Origin of the sequence: Kitasatospora sp. NPDC050543, assembly GCF_044457565.1 — a bacterium.
Taxonomy (GTDB): Bacteria; Actinomycetota; Actinomycetes; order Streptomycetales; family Streptomycetaceae; genus Kitasatospora.
This window is the reverse complement of sequence record NZ_JBITGZ010000009.1, coordinates 206,752-229,778: the sequence shown is the minus strand read 5'-3', so window position 1 is coordinate 229,778 and position 23,027 is coordinate 206,752. Positions and strand designations below refer to the sequence as shown.

Annotated in this window: 19 protein-coding genes; 14 read left to right on the top strand and 5 right to left on the bottom strand. The window is 75.7% G+C overall.

All coding sequences use genetic code 11. The features are described 5' to 3' along the window. Nucleotides 1-124: 124 nt before the first annotated feature. Together ACIBH3_RS14580 and ACIBH3_RS14575 are read right to left on the bottom strand one after the other, a co-directional pair. The gene (locus ACIBH3_RS14580) at nt 125-1,015 is read right to left on the bottom strand and encodes a slipin family protein (protein WP_396312289.1); all 891 of its coding nucleotides are present in this window, start codon (nt 1,013-1,015) and stop codon (nt 125-127) included. Between the two features lie 108 nt (nt 1,016-1,123). Continuing rightward, the gene (locus ACIBH3_RS14575) at nt 1,124-2,284 is read right to left on the bottom strand and encodes a glycosyltransferase family 4 protein (RefSeq protein WP_396312288.1); all 1,161 of its coding nucleotides are present in this window, start codon (nt 2,282-2,284) and stop codon (nt 1,124-1,126) included. Between the two features lie 268 nt (nt 2,285-2,552). On the opposite strand from ACIBH3_RS14575, the gene ACIBH3_RS14570 reads away from it, so the two are divergent. From ACIBH3_RS14570 to ACIBH3_RS14520, 11 genes are all read left to right on the top strand, one after another. Then, nucleotides 2,553-3,698, top strand: a complete 1,146-nt coding sequence (locus tag ACIBH3_RS14570; protein ID WP_396312287.1) for a glycosyltransferase family 4 protein — start codon at nt 2,553-2,555, stop codon at nt 3,696-3,698. Nucleotides 3,699-4,362: 664 nt separating this feature from the next. After that, the gene (locus ACIBH3_RS14565; RefSeq protein WP_396312286.1) at nt 4,363-6,207 is read left to right on the top strand and encodes a tyrosine-protein kinase family protein; all 1,845 of its coding nucleotides are present in this window, start codon (nt 4,363-4,365) and stop codon (nt 6,205-6,207) included. After that, a complete protein-coding gene (locus tag ACIBH3_RS14560) occupies nt 6,204-7,352 on the top strand; it encodes a glycosyltransferase (RefSeq protein WP_396312285.1) in 1,149 nt (382 codons plus the stop codon). Before ACIBH3_RS14565 ends, ACIBH3_RS14560 begins: the two co-directional genes overlap by 4 nt. Before the next feature lie 125 nt (nt 7,353-7,477). Beyond that, nucleotides 7,478-8,548, top strand: coding sequence for a GNAT family N-acetyltransferase (locus ACIBH3_RS14555; RefSeq protein WP_396312284.1), 1,071 nt, complete (start codon nt 7,478-7,480; stop codon nt 8,546-8,548). Then, nucleotides 8,548-10,071, top strand: coding sequence for a hypothetical protein (locus ACIBH3_RS14550; protein ID WP_396312283.1), 1,524 nt, complete (start codon nt 8,548-8,550; stop codon nt 10,069-10,071). Before ACIBH3_RS14555 ends, ACIBH3_RS14550 begins: the two co-directional genes overlap by 1 nt. Beyond that, complete coding sequence (locus tag ACIBH3_RS14545) at nt 10,068-11,267, top strand: DegT/DnrJ/EryC1/StrS family aminotransferase (RefSeq protein ID WP_396312282.1); 1,200 nt, start codon at nt 10,068-10,070, stop codon at nt 11,265-11,267. Before ACIBH3_RS14550 ends, ACIBH3_RS14545 begins: the two co-directional genes overlap by 4 nt. A gap of 183 nt (nt 11,268-11,450) precedes the next feature. Then, nucleotides 11,451-11,894: a large conductance mechanosensitive channel protein MscL gene (gene mscL / locus ACIBH3_RS14540; RefSeq protein ID WP_396312281.1), complete on the top strand. Its 444-nt coding sequence runs from the start codon at nt 11,451-11,453 to the stop codon at nt 11,892-11,894. 325 nt (nt 11,895-12,219) lie between these two features. Then, complete coding sequence (locus ACIBH3_RS14535; protein WP_396312280.1) at nt 12,220-12,969, top strand: DUF6643 family protein; 750 nt, start codon at nt 12,220-12,222, stop codon at nt 12,967-12,969. A 209-nt stretch (nt 12,970-13,178) separates the two neighbouring features. Further along, complete coding sequence (locus ACIBH3_RS14530; RefSeq protein WP_396312279.1) at nt 13,179-14,060, top strand: MOSC domain-containing protein; 882 nt, start codon at nt 13,179-13,181, stop codon at nt 14,058-14,060. A 181-nt stretch (nt 14,061-14,241) separates the two neighbouring features. Then, nucleotides 14,242-16,662: a right-handed parallel beta-helix repeat-containing protein gene (locus tag ACIBH3_RS14525; protein ID WP_396312278.1), complete on the top strand. Its 2,421-nt coding sequence runs from the start codon at nt 14,242-14,244 to the stop codon at nt 16,660-16,662. Nucleotides 16,663-16,855: 193 nt separating this feature from the next. Continuing rightward, complete coding sequence (locus tag ACIBH3_RS14520; protein WP_396312277.1) at nt 16,856-17,653, top strand: DeoR/GlpR family DNA-binding transcription regulator; 798 nt, start codon at nt 16,856-16,858, stop codon at nt 17,651-17,653. A gap of 81 nt (nt 17,654-17,734) precedes the next feature. Here the strand turns inward: ACIBH3_RS14520 and ACIBH3_RS14515 are convergent, their stop codons facing one another. Beyond that, a complete protein-coding gene (locus ACIBH3_RS14515) occupies nt 17,735-18,319 on the bottom strand; it encodes a TetR/AcrR family transcriptional regulator (RefSeq protein ID WP_396312276.1) in 585 nt (194 codons plus the stop codon). Nucleotides 18,320-18,432: 113 nt separating this feature from the next. Between ACIBH3_RS14515 and ACIBH3_RS14510 the strand changes: the two genes are divergently transcribed. After that, entirely contained in the window at nt 18,433-18,897 is a 465-nt protein-coding gene (locus ACIBH3_RS14510) for a DUF4267 domain-containing protein (protein WP_396312275.1), read from the top strand. 84 nt (nt 18,898-18,981) lie between these two features. Here the strand turns inward: ACIBH3_RS14510 and ACIBH3_RS14505 are convergent, their stop codons facing one another. Together ACIBH3_RS14505 and ACIBH3_RS14500 are read right to left on the bottom strand one after the other, a co-directional pair. After that, nucleotides 18,982-20,085 (bottom strand): PLP-dependent cysteine synthase family protein, encoded by a 1,104-nt coding sequence (locus tag ACIBH3_RS14505; protein ID WP_396312274.1) that lies wholly within the window; start codon nt 20,083-20,085, stop codon nt 18,982-18,984. A gap of 196 nt (nt 20,086-20,281) precedes the next feature. After that, nucleotides 20,282-21,535 (bottom strand): ROK family protein, encoded by a 1,254-nt coding sequence (locus ACIBH3_RS14500; protein WP_396312273.1) that lies wholly within the window; start codon nt 21,533-21,535, stop codon nt 20,282-20,284. A 374-nt stretch (nt 21,536-21,909) separates the two neighbouring features. On the opposite strand from ACIBH3_RS14500, the gene ACIBH3_RS14495 reads away from it, so the two are divergent. Next, nucleotides 21,910-22,284, top strand: coding sequence for a YrdB family protein (locus ACIBH3_RS14495; RefSeq protein WP_396312272.1), 375 nt, complete (start codon nt 21,910-21,912; stop codon nt 22,282-22,284). Between the two features lie 71 nt (nt 22,285-22,355). Next, a complete protein-coding gene (locus tag ACIBH3_RS14490; protein WP_396312271.1) occupies nt 22,356-22,922 on the top strand; it encodes a HutD family protein in 567 nt (188 codons plus the stop codon). Nucleotides 22,923-23,027: the final 105 nt, after the last annotated feature.

Genomic DNA, 23,027 nt, shown 5'->3' with positions numbered 1-23,027 from the left:
GCGCGAGGCGGTGCGGGCCGGGCGCGAGGCGGTGCGGGCCGGGCGCGAGGCGGTGCGGGCCGGGCGCGAGGCGGTGCGGGCCGGGCGCGAGGCGGTGCGGGCCGGGCGCGAGGCGGGCTGAGGCTCAGCCGAGGTGCTTGCCCTCCGGGGCGTGCGCGGGGCGCGGAGGCGGGACCACCGCCGGTGCGGTGGTGACCGGCTCCGCGGGGGTGGCCGGCTCCGCCGGTGGGGTGGCGGGCTCGGCCGGCGCCACCCGGGTGGCCGGGGCGGACCCGGCCGCGCCGTCGAAGAAGCGCAGCAGCTCCACCGGGAACGGCAGCACCAGGGTGGAGTTCTTCTCCGCCGCGACCTCGACCACGGTCTGCAGCAGCCGCAGCTGCATCGCCGAGGGCGTGCCCTCCATCATGGCCGCCGCCTCGGAGAGCTTGGCGGCCGCCTGGAACTCACCGTCGGCGGTGATGATGCGGGCCCGCCGCTCCCGGTCGGCCTCGGCCTGGCGAGCCATCGAGCGCTTCATCGAGTCGGGCAGCGCGACGTCCTTGATCTCCACCCGGTCGATGTGCACGCCCCAGCCGACCGCCGGGCTCTCCAGCATCAGCTCCAGGCCGCGGTGCAGGTTCTCCCGGCCCGAGAGCAGGTCGTCCAGCTCGCTCTTGCCGATGATCGAGCGCAGCGAGGTCTGCGCGACCTGCGACATCGCGAAGCCGTAGTTCTGCACGTCGACGGTGGCCAGCACCGGGTCGACCACCCGGAAGTAGACGACGGCGTCGACCCGTACCGAGACGTTGTCACGGGTGATGCCCTCCTGCGCGGGGACGGGCATGGTGATCACCTGGACGTTCACCTTGCGCATCCGGTCCACCAGCGGCACCAGCAGCGTCGGCCCGGGCTGGCGGACCTGCCGGTGGACCCGGCCGAGCCGGAAGACCACCCCGCGTTCGTACTGCTGCACCACCCGGACGCCGGTGGCCAGCCAGAGCAGGACAAGGGCCACCAGGCCCACGACAAGCGCCATAGCGGCCTGCCTCTCCCCGTCCGCGGCCGGCCCGGGCCGGGCCCCGATGGCCGTGGCGTGCGGGTGCGGACCGCGCGGGTCAGTATGCGCCCGGGCGGCGGCCGGTGCCTATGGGGCGGACGGATTCCGTTGCGCCGTCAGCACCGGGCCGCGGCGCGGGCCACGGGCCACCTCGGCCAGCAGGTGCTGCCAGGCGTCGGCGACCACGCCCAGCTCGAAGCGGGCCAGCGTGTGCTCCCGGGCCGCGGCGCCGAGGCGGGCGCGCGGGCCTGCCAGCACCTCGGCCAGCGCCTCGGCCAGCGCGGACGCGTCCCCGGGCGGGACGAGCGCGCCGGTGACGCCGTCCCGGACGACGGCGTTCACCCAGCCGACGTCGGTCGCGACGGCGGGCAGGGCCGCCAGGCCGGCCTCGATCAGCACGCCGGGCACGCCCTCGCTGTCGCTGGTCAGCAGGACGGCGTCGGCGGCCCGGTAGAGCGGGGCCGGGTCGGCGAGGGTGCCGAGGAAGTGGGTGCGGGCGGCCGCCCCGTGCCGCTCCAGCGCGGCGCGCCGCGGGCCGTCGCCGGCCACCGCCAGCCGGACGTCGGGCAGGTACCCGATCGCGTCGAGGGCGAGATCCGGCCGCTTCTCCGGGGCGAGCGCGCCGAGCCAGGCGACCAGCAGCCCGTCCGCGGGCAGCCCGAGCGCGCCGCGGGCGGCCCGGCGGTCGGCGGCGTCCACGGCGGGCGGGTACCGCTCGGCCGAGCGGCCGTTGGGGATGGTGCGCACCCGTGCGGCGGGCAGCCGGAAGCGTTCCAGCAGGACGGCGCGGGCGTCCTCGGACAGGGCGGTGACGGCCGCCGCGCGGTGCAGCAGCGCGCCGGTCCGCAGCCGGCGCGGCAGGCTCGCCGTCCAGTGCCGGGGGTCGCCGATGCTGGCGTAGACGAAGGGCGTGCGGGTGCCGGCCAGGGCGAGGGCGCAGGCGGGCAGGGTGCTGGAGCCGTGCGCGAGCACCACGTCGAAGCCGCGGGCCGCGCCGCGCAGGGCGCGCAGGGTGCCGGGGTGCAGCCGGGACGGGCCGAGCACGGCGGTGCGTACGGTGTCGGGCGCGTCGGGCCGGGCGTCGGGGTGCGGGGCGAGGGCGCGCAGGTCGCTGGCCTGTCCACGGTGGCGCAGTTCGCCGTCCAGGTCCCGGGCGAGGTTCTGGGCGCCACGGCGGCGCGGGTCGGTGATGACGTGCAGGACCCGGGGGCGGCGTCCGGCCGGCGTTGCTGACGCTTCGTCTGGCATGGCACCGACCCTGGCACAGGCCGCGCGACCGTACCGCCCGTTCGGCGAGGCCGCCCGGGGCGCCCGTACCGCGCACGGTCGCGCGCCGAGCGCCCGCCTATGAGACGGGCGCCCGGAATGCGCCCCCGCCCCACGCCGGCCCCACGGCACCCTCCGACGGTTCGAACACCTGGCGGTCGGCGTGCCGCACCTGCGATGCTGATCGGCAGTCAGGGCGCCAGCCGGCACGGGAGGCCGGCCGCGCCCCGGATGGCCGGGGGGTTGGCTCGTGCATGTGCTCTATGTGATCGACAGCGTGAGCCGGGTCGGCGGCGCCGAGCAGGGTCTGGTGGCGATGGCCCCGCAGCTGGTGCGCTCGGGGGTGCGGCTGGACGTCGCGTACCTCAGGGAGTCGCCCGGCGGCTTCCAGCCCGAGCTGACCGCCGCCGGCGCGGAGGTGTTCGGGGTGCATCATGCCGGCCGGGGGCGCACCGCCGACGCCCTGCGCCGCCTGATCGGCCGGCGCCGCCCCGACCTCGTGCACACCACCCTGTACGAATCGGACGTGCTGGGCCGCGCGGCCGCGCTGGCGGCCCGCACCCCGGTGGTCTCCAGCCTGGTCAACTCCGCGTACGGCCCGGAGCACCTGCACGCCCGCGGCCTCAGCCCGTGGAAGGTGCGGGCCGCCCAGGCGGTGGACGCGGCGACCGCGCAGGGCACCCGCCGCTTCCACGCGCTGACCCGGCACGTGGCCGGGGCGATGGCCCGGCGGCTGCGGATCTCACCGGACCGGATCGACGTCGTCCCGCGCGGGCGCGACCCCGAGCTGCTGGGCACCGTCTCGCCCGCCCGGCGGGCCGAGGTGCGGGCCGCGCTGGGCATCGACGAGGACGTGCCGGTGGTGCTGGCGGCAGCCCGCCAGCAGTACCAGAAGGGCCTGGACGTGCTGCTGGAGGCCTGGCCTCGGGTGCTGCGCGGCGCACCCGAGGCGGTGCTGCTGCTGGCCGGCAGCGAGGGGGCGGAGACCGAGCGGCTGCGGGCGCTCGCCGCTCGGGCCGGGAACGTGCGCTTCCTCGGCGCGCGCGGGGACGTCTTCGACCTGATGGCCTGCGCCGACGCCTTCGCCGTGCCCTCGCGCTGGGAGGGCCTGGGCAGCGCCGCGATGGAGGCGATGGGCGTGGGTGTGCCGCTGGTCTGCGCGGACGTGCCGGCGCTGCGCGAGACGGTCGGCTCGGAGGACTATGCCCGCCTGGTGACGCCCGAGCGCCCCGAGGAGCTCGCGGCGGCGCTGGCCGAGACGCTCGACGACCGGGCGGCCGCCGGGGTCCGCGCCAAGTCGGCCCGCGCGCGCTTCCTGACCTGCTTCACGCTGCATCATGTCACCGGCCAGATGGTCGAGTTCTACGAGCGGTCGCTGCGGCTGCGCCGGGCTTGAACTGGGCCCGAACGGGGCTTGAGCGGGCCCGAGCCGGGCCGACCCGGGCCGACCCGGGTCCGGCCGGGCGGCGCACCGGGCGGCGCCGGAGCAGCGGCCGGGCGGCGGCCCGCGGGCACCGGTTTCGGCCACCACGCGCCTCGGCGGCCGGCCCCGCCCGAGGCGGCCGACGCCACAACACGCCGCCCAGAATCGCCAAAGCGGTTGCGCCGCACCTCGCGGGGGGCAAGCATCGCTGAGGGACCAGGAGGCCGATGGGGGCGGGCCGACCGGCGGCGCGGCGCGGGCGGGAAGCGGGGCCGCCGTGCTCGGGCCGGCGGGGAGCGCCGCCCAGGGCCGCCGTGGGCCGCGGGCCGGGGAGGGCAGCGCCGTCAGGGGGGCCGAGTTGCGACATCAGCCTAGTGATCACCGTACGCGGGCCATCAACGGGCCACCGGGCCCGGTCCGTTGACCCGCCGCGCCGGCGACCCGGCGGCGCACCGACCCGGCAGCGCCCGGCGCCGGACCGGACCGCCGGACCGCGGCGGAGCGCCACACCGCAGCCGGACGCCGTACAGCACCGGGACACCGCACCGTACCGGTCAGCCGGCCGCCTGCGAACGCGCGGCCGGCGCCCCGGAGTTCCACGGCAGCACGGCACCACGAACGCGAGGGGAAGCAACCGGTGGAACCGGCAAACCACTTCACCGTCCTGCGCAGGTACTGGCGGCTGCTCGTCGGCTGCACGCTCGCCGCGCTCGCCGTCGGCTGGGTGCTCACCCCGGCCGGCAACACCGTGGACAACGCCAAGTGGCAGTGCAAGGTGGCCATAACGCCGGTCGCAGGGGCCGCCGACACCGTCCGGGCCGACCAGGTGCTCTCCTTCGCCTCGGGTTCGGACGTCGCCACCGCCGTCGCCAAGCAGCTCGCGATCACCGACATCCCCGGCCTGCTGGCCCGCCGTACGGTGGCCGCCGTCAGCACCGAGATGCTGGTGTTCACCACCACCGGCCCCACCCAGCAGTCCTGCGCCGACCTCGCCGCGGCCTTCGCCACCGCCACCGTCAAGGGCTACAGCGAGGAGTCCGCCAGGAGCGCCGGCGAGTCGATCAAACGGCTGGAGGCCCAGGCCGCCACCCAGCAGGCCCAGGTCGACCAGCTCCAGCAGCAGTTCAGCCGCGCCTCCGCCGCCGACCAGCCCAAGCTCCAGCCGAAGCTCACGGCCTCGCTCAACGCGCTCACCTCCACCCTCGGCGAGATCAGCAAGCTCCAGAACTACGCGCAGACCGACGCGATCCAGCAGTGGGGCAGCATCGACGCCAGGGAGGCCGGCGGCAACCTGCTCACCTCGCCCAGCCGGAGCATGCGCCTGGCCCTCGCGGTGGGCCTCGGGCTCTCGCTCGGGGTGGTCGCCGCGCTGATGCTCAGCCGGATGGACACCCGGCTGCGCACCCGCAACGGCGTGGAGGAGGCCTTCAACCTGCCGGTGATCGGCGAGATCCCGCAGCTCTCACGCAGCCGGCGCCGGCTGCGCGAGCCGCTGGTGGTCGCCCGGCCCTCCGACCCGGCCGCCGAGGCCTACCGCTCGCTGCGCTCGACCCTGCTGCTGACCGGCCCCGCCGCACTGGCCCTGCCGGCGGCCGGTGCCGGGCGGCCCGAACGCGCCGAGCCGGCCGCCCGGCGGCCCGCCGGGGAGGAGGGCGCCGTCGTACTGGTGGCGGCCGCCCGCAGTCAGGACGGCCGCACCACCACGGTGGCCAACCTGGCGGCCGCGCTGGCCGAGACCGGGCTCGAAGTGCTGGTGCTGGACTGCGACTTCCGCCACCCGCAGGCGCACGCGCCGTTCGGCCTCGGCGGCGGCCCCGGTATGGCCGAGCTGCTCAGCGGCGAACAGCTCGGCGAGCCGGACGAGCTGATCAGGCCCACCGGCGTGCCGGGCGTACGCCTGATCACGGGCGGCAACACCACCGCGTACCCGGCCGCGCTGGTGCTGCGGGCCGGCGAGGTGCTGCGCCGGGCGCGCCGGTACGCCGACCTGATCCTGATCGACACCTCGCCGCTGCTGCACGCCAACGACGCGTACGACCTGGTCCAGCACGCCGACGCGGTGCTGGTCACCGTCAGGGCGGGCAATGTGACCCCGGAACAGGCGGACCGGGTCAGCGAGTTGCTCGCGCGGACCGGGGTGCCGGTGGCCGGGGTGGCGCTGCTCGGCTCGCTCGGCCCCTCCGGGCGCCGGCGCCGCGGCGGCTCCCGCCCCGGCCTGCCCGCCGCGCTCGGCCGGGGCCGGGCCCGCCCGGCCGCCGCCCTGCCCGGGGCGGCCGCCCCGGCGCTGCCGGGCCCGGGCCGGGCAGCGCCCAGCCGGGCCCGCCGCGACGAAGCCCTCGAACGCGACGCGAAGCCCGGCGACGCGGACCCCGGCGAAGGGCAGCCCCGCGAAGAGAAGCCCGGCAACGCCGACCCCCGCCACGCCGACCCCCGCCCGGACGGCGCACCCATGGCGGCCCTGCGCGAGGGGGACGAGCGGTGACCGCGCGCACCCGGGTGCTCTGGCTGGCCAAGGGCCTCGGCCGCGGCGGCGCCGAACAGCTGCTGGTCAACTGCGCCCGCCACGCCGACACTTCACGCTACGAGATCGAGGTCGCGTACGTCCTGCCGTGGAAGGACGCGCTGGCGCCGGCGCTGGAGGCGGCGGGCATCCGGGTGCACTGCCTGGGCGGCCCGCCCGGCACCCCGGCCTCCCGGGGCCCGGCCAGCCGGGCCGACCCGCGCTGGCCCTGGCGGCTGCGCCGGCTGCTCGCCGAGCGCCGCTACGGCCTGGTGCACACCCACATGCCGGTGCCCGCCGTCGCGGCCAGGCTGCTGGCCCCCGGGCATGCCCGCAGGCCCCGGCTGGTGCACACCGAGCACAACGTCTGGGAGCGCTATCGGGCCGCCACCCGCTGGGCCAACGCTCTGACGTACCGCCGCAACGACGCCGTGATCGCCGTCTCGCACGCCGTCGGGCGCACCATCCCGCCCGGGCGCCGGCGCCCGGGCGACTGGCTGCACGTGGTGCACCACGGGCCCGACCTGTCCGGCGCGCCGAGCGGGCCCGGCGCGCGGGCCAGGGCCCGGGCGGAGCTCGGCCTGCCCGCCGACGCCGTCGTGATCGGGACGGTCGGCAACCTCACCCCCAAGAAGGACCAGGACACCCTGCTCACCGCGTACGCCGGCCTGCGCCGCAGCCACCCGCTGGCCCGGCTGGTGCTGATCGGCGCCGGCCCGCTGGACGCCAGGCTGCGCGCGAGGGCCGCCGAACTCGGCCTGCCGGACGTGGTGTTCGCCGGCTCCCGGCCGGACGTTCCCGCGCTGCTGCCGGGCCTGGACGTCTTCACGCTCAGCTCCCGCCAGGAGGGCCTGCCGGTGGCCCTGATGGAGGCGATGACCAGCGGCCTGCCCGCCGTGGTCACCCGGGTCGGCGGCATGCCCGAGGTGCTGGACGACGCCGGGCAGGGCTACCTGGTGCCCCCCGGCGATCCGGCGGCCCTGGGCGGCGCGCTGGCCCGACTGGTCGGGGACCCGGCCCTGCGCGCACGCCTGGGCGCGGCGGCCCGCGAGCGCTCCAGGAGCTTCGACGTGGCGGGCGCCCAGCTGGCCGTCGAGGCGGTGTACGAGCAGGTCCTGCGGCGCTGACCCCACGCCGGACGCACCCACCGCCCGGCCCGCGAGCACCCTGCGGCCCGCGCACGCCGCGCACACACCCCGGCGCCACCGATCCACCCGCACCTCCCGACCACCAGAAGGGAACCGAGCCGGACGTGAGCGCCCTGCCCGCCCCCGCCGAACTGACCGTCCGCCCGCTCGCGCCGGCCGACACCCCGGCCGTCCTGGAGCTGCTGACCGCCTCGCTGGCGGGCGGGCCGACCGGCACCCGCAGCGCGGAGTTCTTCGACTGGAAGCACCGGCTGAACCCCTTCGGCGCCAGCCCCGGCCTGCTCGCCGAGACCGTGGAGGGCCGGCCTGCGGGGGTGCGGCTGTTCCTGCGCTGGGAGTGGCTGGACGCGGCGGGCGGGCGCACCGTACGCGCCGTCCGGCCGGTGGACACCGCCACCCACCCGGACTTCCGGGGCCGGGGCGTCTTCCGCCGGCTCACCCTCGATCTCCTCCAGCAGGTCGCCGGGGACGCCGAGCTGGTCTTCAACACGCCCAACGGCAACAGCCTGCCGGGCTATCTGAGGATGGGCTGGCGCGACCTGGGCCGGCTGCCGGTGGCGATCCGGCCGGCCCGCCCGGCGGCCTTCGCCCGGGGCGCCCGGGCCGCGCTGGCCCGCCGCCCGGCCGCCCGGCCCGCCGGGCCGGTGGCCTGCCCGCTGCCCACCGCCGCCGACTGGTTCGCCGGGCAGCCCGCGGACGAGGGCGGGCAGCTCGCCGAGCTCTTGCGCGAGCGGGCCGCCGCCGACGCCGCCGACCCCCGGCCCGGCACCCACCGCACCCCGGCCTTCCTGCGCTGGCGCTACGGCGACGCGCCCGGCCTGGACTACCGGGTGCTCACCACCCACCGGGGCGGCGAGCTCACCGGCCTGGCCTTCGGGCGGCCCCGGCGGCGCGGCCCGCTCACCGAGTTCACCCTCGCCGACGTCCTGGTGCGCCCCGGCGACCGGGCGAGCGCCGCCGCCCTGCTGCGCGAGGCCGCCCGCAGCGGCTGCGACCATGTCGCCACCCACCTCTCCCCCGGCACCGAGGCCGCCGGGGCGGCGCTGAGCAGCGGCTACCTGACCGCCCCGCGCACCGGGATGACGCTGGTCGCCCGTACCCCCACCGGCCCGCTGCCCGCCGGATTCACCCTCGGCTCCTGGCGGTTCGGCCTCGGTGACCTGGAGGTCTTCTGATGGCCGCGGCGGTGGCGCGTACGGGCGTCGCCGCTCTGGCCGGGCGGGTGCCCTGGCCGTCGGCGCTGGCGGGCGCCCTGGTGACGGGCTACGTCACCGTTTTCGTGCTCGCCATGGTGCACACCTCCTACGACACCTGGGGCGCACTGCTGATCCTGCCCGCCCTGATGGCCGTCGGCACGCCGGTGCTCGCCCGGATCGCGGCCGCCAACCCGGAGCGGGACGTCTTCCGGCTGCTGATGCTGGCGATGGCGCTCAAGCTGTTCTGCGCCTTCCCGCGGTATCTGATGGCGTTCGTGCTCTACGGCGGCGCGGCCGACGCCAAGATGTACCACCAGCGGGGCAGCCGGCTCGCCGAGTACCTAGACCACACCGACCTGCTGTCCGGCACCCTCCAGTACGACCTGGGCATGAAGGTGGCCGGCACCGGCTTCGTCGTCATCATCACCGGCGTGGTCTACGCGATCACCGGCCCCTCGCTGGTCGGCGGCTTCCTGGTGTTCTCCTGGCTCGGCTTCTGGGGCCTGCTGCTGTTCTGGCGGGCGGTGCAGATCGCCTTCCCGGAGGCGGACTCCCGACGCTACGCCAAGCTGGTCTTCTTCCTGCCCTCGCTGCTGTTCTGGCCCTCCAGCATCGGCAAGGACGCCTGGATGATGTTCTGCCTGGGCCTGACCACGTACGGGGTGGCCAAGCTGCTGGAGCGCCGCTTCGGCGCCTTCGCCTGCATCGCGCTCGGCTCGCTGGGCACCGCGATGGTCCGCCCGCACGTCACCGCGCTGGCCGGGGCCGGGCTCATGGTCGCCTACGTGCTGCGCGGGCGGCCCCACCGGGTCAGCGCGCTGGGGCCGCTGCGGACCGTGCTGACGGCCGTGGTGCTGGCCGTGATGGCGCTGCTGATGCTCCAGCAGGTCTCCAGCTTCTTCGGCACCGACGGCACCGGCGGTGACGCCGTCAACCAGGTGCTCTCGGAGACCTCGCGACGTACCTCACAGGGCAACTCGGTGATCAGCGCGGCCGCGCCCGAGGATCCCGCGCCGCAGTTCGCGCTCAACCCGGCCCGGCTGCCGGTCGCGGTGGTCAGCGTGCTGTTCCGGCCGTTCCCGTTCGAGGCGTCCAACATCCAGAACCTGGTGCAGTCGGTGGAGTGCTTCGCGCTGCTGGTGATGTTCATCCGGGCCTGGCCGCGCCTGCGGCGGCTGCCCCGGCTCTTCGTGCGGCGCTCGTACGTCGCCTTCGCCACCGTGTACACGCTGCTGTTCTGCTGGGCCTTCTCGACCATCAACAACATGGGCATCCTCTCGCGCGAGCGCGTCCAGGTGCTGCCGCTGGTGCTGGTGCTGCTGGTGGTGCCCGCCTCGGCCGGCGCCCGGCCCGGCGCCCGGCGCCGGCGGGGTCCGCCGCTGTGGCGGGTGGCGCCCGGCCAGTGGGGCCTGCGCCCGGCCCCACCCGAAATCCACCCCGTCCGCAGCGGCGGCCGGGGGCCCGACGGAGTGTCACCGACCCAGGGGGGACCACCCGCATGACGACCGACACCCTTGCCCTTCCCGCCGCTCTCGGCGGTACGCCCGCCTTCCCCGACGGCCTGCCGCTCACCCGGGTCCGGGTGCCGGACCGCCGGGCGCTGCTGGAGCGGCTCGCCACCGTGCTGGACAGCGGGCAGCTGACCAACGGGCCGACCGTCGCCGAACTGGAGCTGAGGGCGGCCGAACTGCTGGACGTGCCGCACGTGGTGGCGGTGTCCAACTGCACGGCCGGCCTGATGCTCGTCCTCCAGGCCGCCGGGGTGGGCGGCGGGCGGCCGGTGGTGATGCCCGGCTTCACCTTCTCGGCCACCGCGCACGCCGCGCACTGGGCCGGCGGCACCCCGGTGTTCGCCGAGGCCCGCGAGCAGGACGTCACCCTGGACCCGGAGGACGCCGCGGCCCGGCTGGCCGCCGCCGACCGCCCTGCCGCCCTGATGGCCACCCACGTCTACGGCACGCCCTGCCAGGTGGAGCGGCTCCAGGAGGTGGCGGACGAGGCCGGGGTGCCGCTGGTGTACGACGCGGCGCACGGCCTGGGCAGCCGCCGGCGCGGGGTGCCGGTGGGCGGCTTCGGGCTCGCCGAGGTGTTCTCGATGAGCCCGACCAAGGTCGCGGTGGCCGGGGAGGGCGGCCTGGTGGCGACCAGGGACGCCGCGCTCGCCGAGCGGCTGCGCACCGCCCGTGACTACGGGAACCCGGGGGACTACGACACGCTCTTCCCCGGGCTGAACGCCCGGATGAGCGAGCTGCACGCCGCCGTGGGCCTGAACTGGCTGGCCGAGCTGCCCGAGCGGGTGGCGCACCGCGGGGCGCTGGCCACGGACTTCGCGCGGCGGGTGGCGGGGCTGCCGGGGCTGCGGCCGGCCCTGCCGGAGGCCGGTGACGTGTCGACCTTCAAGGACCTCACGCTCATCGTGGACGAGGAGGTGTTCGGTCTCGGCGCGCCCGAGCTCGGCCGGGCGCTCGGGGCCGAGGGGATCGACTCCCGCCGCTACTTCCACCCTCCGGTGCAGCGCCAGCGGGCGTACGCGCACCTCGGCCAGGCTCACGCGCTGCCGCGCACGGACCGGCTGGCCGGGTCCGTGCTGACGCTGCCGCTCTGGTCGCACATGGACGAGCGGGTGGTGGGCCGGATCGCCGACGCCGTGCTGCGGATCCACCCGTATGCGCACCGTCTGCGCGCCGCCGGGGTCTGAGCCCGCGCCCGTCGATCCGGCCCCCGGCAGCCGGTACGCATATTGCGCGATTCGGGTGAACGGGGTTGGACCGCGACCCCGTTGGGTGGGCAGGATGTCCGGCCGGGGGCCGGGGCCTCCACCCTCGGCAGGCCGCCGCCCCTCCGGGCCGGGCCGGCCCCGCACGGATTTGGAGTCAGTCCGGTGTTCAAGGGATTCCGCAGCTTCCTGCTGCGCGGGAACGTGGTGGACCTGGCGGTCGGCATCGTGATCGGCGCGGCGTTCACCGCCGTGGTGACGGGGTTCGTCACGGCCTTCCTGACCCCGCTGGTCGGTGTCGCCACCGGGGCCGTCGGGGACTTCACCGCGCGGACCTTCGAGATCGCCGGCACCAGCTTCCCGTACGGCGTGTTCGTGAACGCGCTGATCAGCTTCGTGCTGGTGGCCGCGGTGATCTACTTCGCGGTGGTGGTGCCGGTCGGCAGGCTCCAGGAGCGCTTCGAGTCCGCGAAGCCGGCGCCGGTGGCCAAGGCCGACTGCCCGGAGTGCCTGAGCGCGATCCCGGCCGCGGCCGTGCGCTGCTCCTTCTGCACCTCGGAGCTGACCGGCCGTACCGGCTTCCCCTCGCAGACGCTGCAGAGCCGGTGAGCACGCCTCACCAAGCCCCCGCCCGGGTCGCCGGGCGGGGGCTCGCCCGCGTCGTTCGCACGCCCCACCGGATGGGGTGAGAACGGCGGCCGCCAGGGCGTGCGCTCCCGCCGCACCGACCGATTCGTGTTCGAGTAGCCCACTCGGGTTCTCGATCGCATCCTCGGGCGGTTCCCCTTCCGTTACAAATGGCCCGATCTTGCCGCCGAAATGTCTGTTCTTACTACTTTCGAACCTTATGTTCGAGCGAAGACTGTGTAAACACTCGAACTACCCCGCCTCCCACTCTCCTCAGCAGGCACATTGTGGGCTTACCGTATGCCCCATGACCTCGCCCCGCTCCTACGACGGAGTCGGCTACCCCTCTCCGTCCTTCTCCTCCGGCACGCCCATCTACGACAGCCTTGTCGCAGAACGCGGTGTCCCGCAGATCGCGCCGATCAACGTGCCGGCGGCGCTGCCACCGGCCATGTCCGCCGGCTACGGCTCGGGCCTCGCCCCGGCCTACGAGAACCGGTACTCCTCCGGGTACGAGAGCGCCGGCAGCAACCTGCCCGCGCTGCCGCCGGCCCGGCTCGCCCTCGGCCCCGGCCCGAGCAGCAGCCCGGCCACCGGGCCAGCCACCTACATCCCGGCGCAGCCCGCACCGGTCTACGCCTCGGCCCCCCAGCCACCGGTGCCCGGCTACGGCGGCCAGCCGCAGCCCTTCCGGCCGCAGACGCCGATGGCCGGCTTCCCGCAGTCGCAGGCCGCGCCGGCCTACCAGTCCGGCGGCCAGAGCTTCGGCGGCCAGAACACCTTCGTGGCCGCACCGCAGGGCGTCGGCGGCCAGTCGTTCGGCGCGCAGAGCTTCGGCGGCCAGCAGAGCCAGGGATTCCAAGGCTTCCAGGGGCAGACCCCCGGTGGTCAGGGCTTCCAGGGCCAGGCCGACCAGAGCTTCGGCGGCAACCAGCTGCGCCCGGCCGTCAGCCCGGTCGCGCCGGTGCGTCCGATGCAACCGCAGCGCCCGGCACCGTACGGCGAGCAGGGCCAGTACGCCCAGCCCGGCTACCAGCAGCAGGGGCAGGCCTACTGATTCCCAGCCTGACCGGCAGAACCCGCACCACCTGAGCACCACCCGGCGCGTCGGCTGCCGGGCGTACGGAGAAACGGGTCATCCACGGACCGCCCGGACCGCCGCAGCACGGCGTCCGGGCGGTCCGTGCGCGTTCCACCGGGCGGCGCCCCGTGCCGGAGCACCGCCCCAGCACCCCGGCACCCCGCCGGCGCTGGCAGGATGGAGGTATGCCACTGCTGAGCGGACTCCACGTCTACCCCGTCAAGTCCACCTACCGGCTGTGCCCGGACAGTGCCCGGGTCGAGCCCTGGGGCCTGGCCGGCGACCGGCGCTGGATGTTCGTCGATGCCGCCGGACGGTTCGTCAGCCAGCGCGAGGAGCCCACGCTCGGGCAGTTCCGCGCGGAGACGGCCGCCGACGGCACGCTCACCCTCACGGCTCCCGACGGCTCCCGGATCGAGGTGCCGCAGCCGTCCGTGGCCCGCCACGACCCGATCGCCGGGGTCGAGGTGTGGGGCACCCGCTTCCCGGCCGCCGAGGCCGTCAAGGAGGCCCGCCTGTGGATCGCCGAGCGTCTCGGCGACTACCGGCTGGTGTACCTGGACGACCCGCTGGCCCGGGCCGCCGACCCCGAGTTCGCCGCCCCCGGGGACACCGTGTCGATGGCGGACGGGTTCCCGCTGCTGCTCACCACGACCGCCTCGCTGGACGAGCTGAACGCCCTGATCGCCGCGGCGCACCCGGAGGGCCACGAGGTGCTGCCGATGGACCGCTTCCGCCCGAACCTGGTGGTCAGCGGCACCGAGCCGTGGGCGGAGGACACCTGGAGCCGGATCCGGGTCGGCGCGCTGACCTTCCGGGTGGTCAAGCCCTGCGGCCGCTGCGTGGTCACCACCACCGACCAGGAGAGCGGCGAGCGCCGCGGCCCCGAGCCGCTGCGTACGCTGGCCAGGCACCACCGGCTGCTCAAGAAGGCCGCCTTCGGGCAGAATCTGATTCCCGAGCGCCCCGAGGGCGTGACGGGCGATGTGCTCGGCACCGTGCGCCTGGGTGACGAGGTGACGGTACTGGAGACCGGCCCCGGCTGGCCCGAGAACGCACCGGCCTGAGCACATGCGGCCCGGCTGCGGGCCGCGGGCCGGAACCGGAGGTCCGCGCGCTCGTTGAGACAGCGGAGCGGCCACCGGCCGGGGTGGCCGGCCGGGGCGAGCGGCGTGGGAGCGGGGCGCGGGCGCGCTACGGTGGGCGGCAGCGCTACCGGCTCGACGAAGGTGGGGATGGCAGACCGTCATGGCTGAGCACAGGGTCCGGGTCACACAGGACAGCGCTTCCCGCTGGCGGCGGCGCGCCGGGGAGTACGACACGCTCGGGGAGGCCCTGGCGGCCGCCGAGGCGGGCGACACCGTGACCGTCCGGCCGGGGACGTTCCGCGAGAACCTGCTGCTCGACAAGGCCGTCACACTCGTCCCGGCCGAAGGTCCGGGCACCGTCCGGATCGAGGCGCCCTCCGGTGTGCCGCTGACCCTCACGGCCGCCGCCACCGTGCGCGACCTGGTCATCGAGGGCAACGACAGCTCGGCCCCGGCCGTGCTGGTCACCGGCCCGCAGGCCACGCCCGCGCTGAGCGGCTGCCGGGTGGACACCCGCTCGGCGACCGGCGTGGAGGTGGCCGACGGCGCCCGCCCGACCCTGCGCGGCTGTGTGGTGAGCAATCCGGCCGGCCTCGGCCTGCGGCTGCGCGGGCCCGGCACCGCCGCCGCCTTCGAGGACTGCGAGGTGGCCGCGGCCGGTCAGGCCGGGCTGGCGGTGCTCGGCGGCGCCACCGCCGCCCTGGCCCGCTGCCGGCTGCACCACGCCGCCGGCGCCGGCGTCCTGCTGACCGACCCGGGCAGCGCGGCCGAACTGACGGGCTGCGAGATCTACGAGATCCGGGGCAGCGGGGTGCAGGCCGAGGCCCAGGCCGGCGGGCACCTCACCGACTGCGAGATCCACCGGGTCACCGGCAACGGCATCACCCTCGACACCGAGGCCGAGCTGACGCTCACCGGCTGCCGGGTGCACGACCTGCCGGAGAACGGCGCCGACCTGCGCGGCAGGGCCCGGCTCATCCTGTCGAACAGCACCGTACGGGACTTCGGACGCGGGGCCCTCTCCGTCTGGGACCTCGGCACCACGGCCGAGGCCGAGGGCTGCGAGATCCACGGCAGCAACGGGGACTACCCCGCGCTCTGGGTCAGCGACGGCGCCCGGCTCACCCTGGCCGACTGCTCGCTGTACGACCTGCCGGACGCCCTGTTCGTGCTCGACCGGGAGTCCAACGCCACCGCGCGGGACTGCTCGTTCAGCCGGATCCGCAGCTCGGCGGTCTCGGTCAGCGGCGGCGCCACGGTGGCGCTGACCGGCTGCAAGGTCCGTGAGGCCGGCACCGGCCTGTGGTTCCGCGACCACGGCAGCGGCGGCCTGCTGACCGGCTGTGAGATCTCCGAGGTCGCCACCGGTGTGATCGTCACCAAGGGCGCCGACCCGGTGCTGCGCGAGTGCACGGTGCGCGAGAGCGCCGAGGCCGCCGTCTACGTCTCGGCCCAGGGGCGCGGCACCTTCGAGGACTGCCGGGTCTCGCACGGCAAGGGCTTCGGCTTCCACATCATCGACGGCTGCCGCACCGAGCTGACCCGCTGCCGGGCCGAGCAGAACCAGCGCGCCGGCTACGAGTTCTCCGAGCCCGGCCCGGTGGTCGAGCACTGCACCTCCGACGACGTCGCGCCCTCCCCGGCACTGGACGTACCGGCCCCCCGCACCGCCCTGCTCACCAGCGCCGCACCGGCGACGGCCGTCCCGGCCGCGGCAGCGGTCCAGCCCCCGGCATCGGCGCAGATCACCGCGATCCCGGACTGCCGCCCCGCCGACGAGGCGCTCGCCGAGCTGGACGCGCTGGTGGGCCTGGCGACGGTCAAGCAGGAGGTGCGCACCCTGATCGACCTGATCGCGGTCGGCCGCCGCCGCCGGCAGGCCGGGCTGAAGGCCCCCTCGCTCCGCCGCCACCTGGTCTTCACCGGCGCCCCGGGCACCGGCAAGACCACCGTGGCCCGGCTGTACGGCGAGATCCTGGCCTCGCTCGGGGTGCTCCAGCGCGGGCACCTGGTGGAGGTGGCCAGGGTCGACCTGGTGGGCGAGCACATCGGCTCCACCGCGATCCGCACCGCCGCCGCCTTCGACCGGGCACGCGGCGGGGTGCTCTTCATCGACGAGGCGTACGCGCTCGCCCCCGAGGACGGCGCGCGGGACTTCGGGCGGGAGGCGATCGACACCCTGGTGAAGCTGATGGAGGACCACCGGGACGAGGTGGTGGTGATCGTGGCCGGCTACACCCTGGAGATGGAGCGCTTCCTCACCACCAACCCCGGGGTCTCCTCGCGCTTCTCGCGCACCATCACCTTCCCCGACTACACCGCCGACGAGCTGCTGGAGATCGCCCGCTCCCAGTGCGAGGAGCACGAGTACGCGCTGGCGGAGGCCACCGAGGGCGCGCTGCTCGACCACTTCGCCGGCCTGGAGCGCGGGCCCGGCTTCGGCAACGGGCGCACCGCACGCCAGGTGTTCGAGACGATGGTCGAGCGGCACGCGATGCGGGTCGCGCACCTCGCCGACCCGTCCACCGAGGAGCTCCAGCTGCTGGTCCCGGCGGACCTGCCGGGGGCCGGGGGCGCGTAGCCGGCGGGCCGCGCCCCGGGAACCGTCCGTGGGCCGCCGGCCGTTGGCCCGGTATGACCGGCTTACTGACGGGTACGGCGGTCGTCCCCGCGTCCTCGCGCCCGGCGACCGGGCGCTGAACACCCGTGCGAGGATGGGTCGACGGACGATCCGAGTGCGGATGACCCGAGTGGCGAGAGGCAGGGCCGTAGACGTGTCCGACAACGGCAACCTGCTGGCCGAGCAGCGGCGCGCGCTGATCCTGGACGAGGTGCGCCGGCGTGGCGGCGTGCGGGTCAACGAGCTCACCCGGCAACTGAACGTCTCGGACATGACCGTACGGCGCGACCTGGACGCGCTGGCCAGGACCGGCATGATCGAGAAGGTGCACGGCGGGGCGGTCCGGGCCGAGGCGGCCCGCACCCACGAACCCGGCTTCGAGGCGAAGTCCGCGCTGGAGCTGCCCGCGAAGGAGGCGATCGCCCGGGCCGCCGCCGCGCTCGTCCACCCGGGCTCGGCGATCGCGCTCTCCGGCGGGACGACCACGCACGCCCTGGCCCGCCGGCTGACCGGCGTGGAGCGGCTGACGGTGGTCACCAACTCCATCCCGGTCGCGGACGTCTTCGAGCGGGCCCGCCGGCGGGGCGACGGCGCCGGGGCGACGGTGGTGCTGACCGGCGGGGTGCGCACGGTGTCGGACGCGCTGGTCGGTCCGGTGGCGGACGCCGCCATCCGCTCGCTCCGCTTCGACCTGCTCTTCCTCGGCGTCCACGGGCTCTCCACCGGGGCCGGGCTCAGCACCCCGAACCTCGCGGAGGCCGAGACCGACCGCCGGTTCATCGCCTCGGCGCGCCGCGTCCTGGTGGTCGCGGACCACACCAAGTGGGGCGTGGTCGGGCTGTCCAGCTTCGCCGGACTCGACGAGGTGGACACCTGGTTCACCGATGCCGCCATGCCACCGGAGGCCGCCGAGGCGGCGCGGGAGCAGGTGCGCGAGCTCGTCCTGGCCTGAGGCCGGCCGGGCCCGAACCGGGCCGGCCGGTTCGGGCCGGCCTGGGCGCTCGCCGGCGCCGGGCTCCCGCCGGCCCGGGGCTCAGCCCGCGCGCCCGCCCAGCATCCGGTTGACGACCAGTTCGAAGCGCTGCTCCTGGAGCTCCGGCCGCAGCCGCCCGCCCCGGGTGAGCAGTACCAGGCCGTGCAGAGCCGCCCAGACCACCTCGGTGAAGGTCTCCGGGTTCTGACACCCCGCCACCCCCGCCGAGACCTCGGCCAGCTCGCCGAAGGCGGCCTTCAACGGCACCGGGGCGTCCGGCTGCCCGAACGGCAGGTCACTGGCCATCGTGAACATGGCGTCGTAGAGCGCCGGGTTGGCGAACGCGAAGTCGGCGTACGCGCGTGCCATCGCGGTGAAGGCCCCCTCCGGGCCGGCCGCGCCCGCCCGGGCCGCGCCGAGGACGGTGGCGAGTTCGGCGAAGCCCTCCACGGCCACGGCGGCGACGATGGCGTCCTTGCCCGCGAAGTGGCTGTACAGGACGGGCTGGCTGTACTCGATCCGCTCGGCCAGCCGGCGGGTGGTGACGGCCTCCCAGCCCTCGGCCTCGGCCAGGCCGCGGGCCGAGCTGATGATCAGCTGATGACGGTGGGCTCGCTCGCGCTCTCGGCGCTCCTGGATGGACACGATCCGGATTCTAGCAGCGCTAGACAGCGGAGCGGCATTCGCGCTAGCGTCATTCCCATGCCTAGCACCGCTAGGACCTTCAGCGCACCATTCGCCGCAGTAGGGGGATCTCCATGTCCAGCACCATCAAGCGCAGGATCGCGAGCGGCCTCACCGTCCTGATCGCCCTCGGCATCGGCTACGTCGGCATCGGCTACCTGCTGGCGCCCGCCGGCATGGCACCGAACTTCGGCCTGCCGGCCTGGCCGCACGGCGACGGCGACGGCTTCCTCAACCTCAAGGGCATCCGCGACCTGGTCTCGGGCCTGGTGCCGCTCGCCCTGCTCGCCACCGGACAGCGCCGCGCCCTGGGCTGGGCCCTACTACTGGAGGCCCTCACCCCGCTCGGCGACGCGGTCATCGTGCTGAGCCACGGCGGCTCGGCCGCCACCGCGTACGGGGTGCACGGCCTCACGGCGGCCGTGGTCCTCACGACCGCCGCGCTGCTGCTCACCGAGCGCACCACCACGGCCGGCGAGGCCGCACCGGCCGGTGCCCCGGGTGCCGGCTCCCACCCCACCCCGGGCCTGCGGGTCTGATCACGCCGGGGAGACACGCGTCCGGGGGGTGGGAAGTCGCCCCCGGGGCGACTTCCCACTCCCCCCGGACGGGGTGTCGGTGGCTCAGCCCGTCCAGGCCTCGCCCGCCAGGAAGGCCTCCAGGTGCCGGCGGTACGGGTCGACGTCGATGCCCTGCTCCGCCAGCCACTCGTCCGAGTAGTACTTGTCGAGGTAGCGGTCGCCCGGGTCGCAGATCAGGGTCACGACGCTGCCCCGCTCGCCCGCCGCGCGCATCTCGGCGACGATCTTCAGCGCGCTCCACAGCCCCGTCCCGGTGGAGGCGCCGGCCTTCTTGCCGAGCCGCTGCTCCAGCAGGTGCACGGAGGCGATCGAGGCCGCGTCCGGGACCTTCATCATCCGGTCGATCGCGCCGGGTACGAAGCTGGGCTCCATCCGGGGGCGGCCGATGCCCTCGATCCGCGAGCCGCTCGCGCAGGCGGCGTCCGGGTCGTGCTCGACCCAGCCCTGGAAGAAGCAGGAGTTCTCCGGGTCGGCGACGCAGATCCGGGTGTCGTGCTGCGAGTAGCGGACGTACCGGGCGATGGTCGCGGAGGTGCCGCCGGTGCCCGCCGTGGCGACGATCCAGGCGGGTTCCGGGTGGGGTTCCAGGCGCAGCTGGGCGAAGATCGACTCGGCGATGTTGTTGTTGCCCCGCCAGTCGGTGGCCCGCTCGGCGTAGGTGAACTGGTCCATGTAGTGGCCGCCGGTCTCCTCGGCCAGGCGGGCCGAGACCTCGTACACCTCGTGCGGGTTGTCCACCAGGTGACAGCTGCCGCCGTGGAACTCGATCAGGTCGATCTTCGCCTGGCTGGTGGTCTTGGCCATGACGGCGATGAACGGCACGCCGATCAGGCCGGCGAAGTACGCCTCCGAGACGGCGGTCGAGCCGCTGGAGGCCTCGATCACGGGCTTCCCGGGGCGGATCCAGCCGTTGCAGAGCCCGTAGAGGAAGAGCGAGCGGGCCAGGCGGTGCTTGAGGCTGCCGGTCGGGTGGGTGGACTCGTCCTTGAGGTAGAGGTCGATCCCCCAGTCCGTGGGGAGCGGGAAGCGCAGCAGGTGGGTGTCGGCGGAGCGGTTGGCGTCGGCCTGGACCCGGCGCACCGCCTCCTTGAGCCAGCTGCGGTACGCGGCGTCCGAACGGTCCTCGTCGATGGTCTGCGCGGTCATCGCAACTCTCCTCGCTGGGGGCACGTCCGTCACATGCTTCACTCCCGCACCGAGTGTAACAAACGACTACAATAAGTTACGATTAGTGGAGCTCCAGCTTCCGCTTATCACCGCGCTCCCCCGACCAGCCGCCGGCTTCCCGTCTCCCCGCCCCGCGCCCCGCGCCGCGACGGGCGCGCGAGCGAAGCGCGGCCCGTCAGCCCACCGGCACCGACCGGGGGTCCGCCAGGTACGGCCGCCAGGCGAGCTCCGCCGCGCCGACCAGCGCCCCGTGGTCCAGGCCCGCGCCCACGATCGGCACCCGCCCGCTGCGCCCCCACAGACTCCGCTCCGCGACCACGGCCCGCAGCCGCTCGGGGGCGGCCTCCAGCAGGTCGAGATGCAGGCCGCTGAGGACCACCCGGTCCGGGTTGAGGATGTTGGCCACGCCTGCCAGGCCGAGGCCGAGCCGGTCGATGACGTGCTCGACGGCGGCCCGGGCGCGCGGGTCGTGCGCGGCGGCCCGGGTCAGCTCGCGGGCCTGCTCCAGCAGCGGCCGGCCGGGGTCGGGCGTGATCCCGGCGGCGGCGAACAGGGCGTCCGGGTCGGTCTCCGAGTTGAGGCAGCCCCGGTTGCCGCACTGGCAGGGCCGGCCCTGCGGATCGACCGTCAGATGCCCCACCTCCAGGGCCAGCCCGGCGCTGCCGGTGTGCAGCCGGCCGTCGATGACCAGCGCGCCGCCGACACCCCGGTGGCCGGAGGTCACCAGCAGCAGGTGCCGCGCTCCCTTGCCGGCGCCGTGCCGGTACTCGGCGAGTGCGCCCAGGTTGGCGTCGTTGGCGATCGCGTTCGGCATGGGCACCAACGCGCGCGGGCCGTGGTCGGCGCGGCGCACCTCGACGTCGAAGAGGTCGGCGACCGGCGTGCCGCTCGGCCAGGCGAAGTGCAGCGCGGCGAGCGCGGTGCCGTCCGGCTCGGTGACGGGGTTGGGCAGGGCGAGGGCGGTGCCCAGGCAGCGCCTGGTCGTGGCACGGGCCAGCCCGGCCCCGGCCTCGGCGACCGCGCGCAGCATCCGGACGGGATCGGTGGCCGCCGGCAGCGGCAGGTGGAGCGGCTGCTCCAGCACACCGCCGAGGCCGGCCAGCGCCACGCTCAGGCCGTCCGCGTGGATCTGCCCCGCGATGACCACCGGCCCCGCCGGGTCGACGGCCAGGCGGTGCGAGGGCCGCCCGCGGCCTCCCCCGGCCGGGCGCGAGTCGACGGTGATCAGCCCGAGCGCCTCCAGCTCCCCCGCGACCGCGCCGGCCGTCGCCCGGGTCACGTCCAGCGCTCTGGTCAGCGCCGAGCGCGTGGGCGCCTGCCCGGTGTGGATCAGCGACAGGGCCGGGCCCAGCAGTGTGCGGCCACGGTCGGGGGCCGCCCTGCGCGGGGTGTCCGGGCCGGGGTTCGGGCTTGTCGGTGTGTGCTGCACCCGCCCATTCTCGCTTTTGTGCCCGTAATGAACAAAACCGGCGCGGGTCCACCCGTTCCCGGTCGGCCTCCGTCCGGGCTCCGCTCGGCCCGCGCCGCGGTACCGCTCCGCCTTCGGCGCCCCGCCCGGCACGCGAACCAGGGCTTGCCGCCGGGGGCCCACGCTGTCAGACTCCCGGCCACCGGGCAACACCCTTACCGCACGGCCCGTTTGCACCATCGGGTGCGATCGGGTGCCATCGGCCGCAGAAGCCCCCGGAGGACAGCCATGCTGACGCCGTTACCGTACCGCCTCCCCCGCCGGCCGCTCGCCGACCCGCCGGGTGCCGGCCTGCCGTGCGCCGATCCGCCCGGTGCCAGAACGGCGGTGTCGGGATGAGGGCCTCCGCCTCCCCCGGCGGCGCAGGGGGCTGGACCCCGCTGACGGTCGCCAACGCCGCGCTGGCCTTCGCCCTGGAGATCGGGATGCTCGCCGCCCTCTGCTACTGGGGCATCCACACCGGCCGCGGCCCGGTCGGCAAGACCCTGCTCGCCATCGGCGCCCCGGTGCTCGCCGGTGTGGTGTGGGGACTGTTCCTGGCCGGCGGCGGCCCCAGGTACGAGCTGCCGGTCCCCGCCCGGATCGTCATCAAGCTCGCGGTGTTCGGCCTTGCCGCGCTCGCCCTGTCCGCGAGCGGGCGCACCACGCTGGGCCTGGTCCTCGGCGCTCTCGCCCTGCTCACCGTGGCGGTGGAGTACACGGCCCGGTGACACCGCCCGGCATGGGAGGATCCGTCCCGACCCATACGGGGCCGGACTGGCCGAGCGGGACGAGGTAGGGCATGGCGGTTCAGGTACTGCGGGCGGGCGAGCGGCCCGCCACGGCGTGGCTCAACGGTGGCGGCGTCACCCGGGAGGTGGCGGGCGCACCCGCCGGTGCGGGGCTCGCCGACTTCGACTGGCGGGTGAGCCTGGCGGACGTCGACCAGGGCGGCCCGTTCTCGGCGTTCCCCGGGGTGGACCGGGTGATCACCCTGGTCGACGGCGCGGGCATGGCCCTGACCGTCGCGGGCACCGAGCACGCCATCGCCGAGCCGTACCGTCCCTTCGCCTTCCCGGGCGAGGCCGACACCGGCTGCCGGCTGCTGGGCGGCCCGGCGATCGACTTCAATGTGATGACCCGCCGCGGCCGGGCGACGGCCGAGATCGCGATGGCCGACGACCGGCGCGAGGTCACCGTCCCCGAGGGCGCGGCCGTCCTGCTGGTCTGCCTGGCCGGCGGTGCGTCCCTGGACAAGGCGGGCGTCGCCCTCACCCGTTTCGACGCCGCCCTGCTGGACAGCGGCACCGATGTGCTCCAGGCCACCGGCGGCGTCACCGCCGTGGTGACACTGAGCCCCGTGCACTGAGCCCGTGCGCTGAGCCCGCCGCAGCCGGCGGAGCCGTGGTGGCTGTGGCACCCCGGCGGCGAGGCCGGCCCGAGCCGGCAGAAGTCGCCTTCCTTCCAGGCCGGT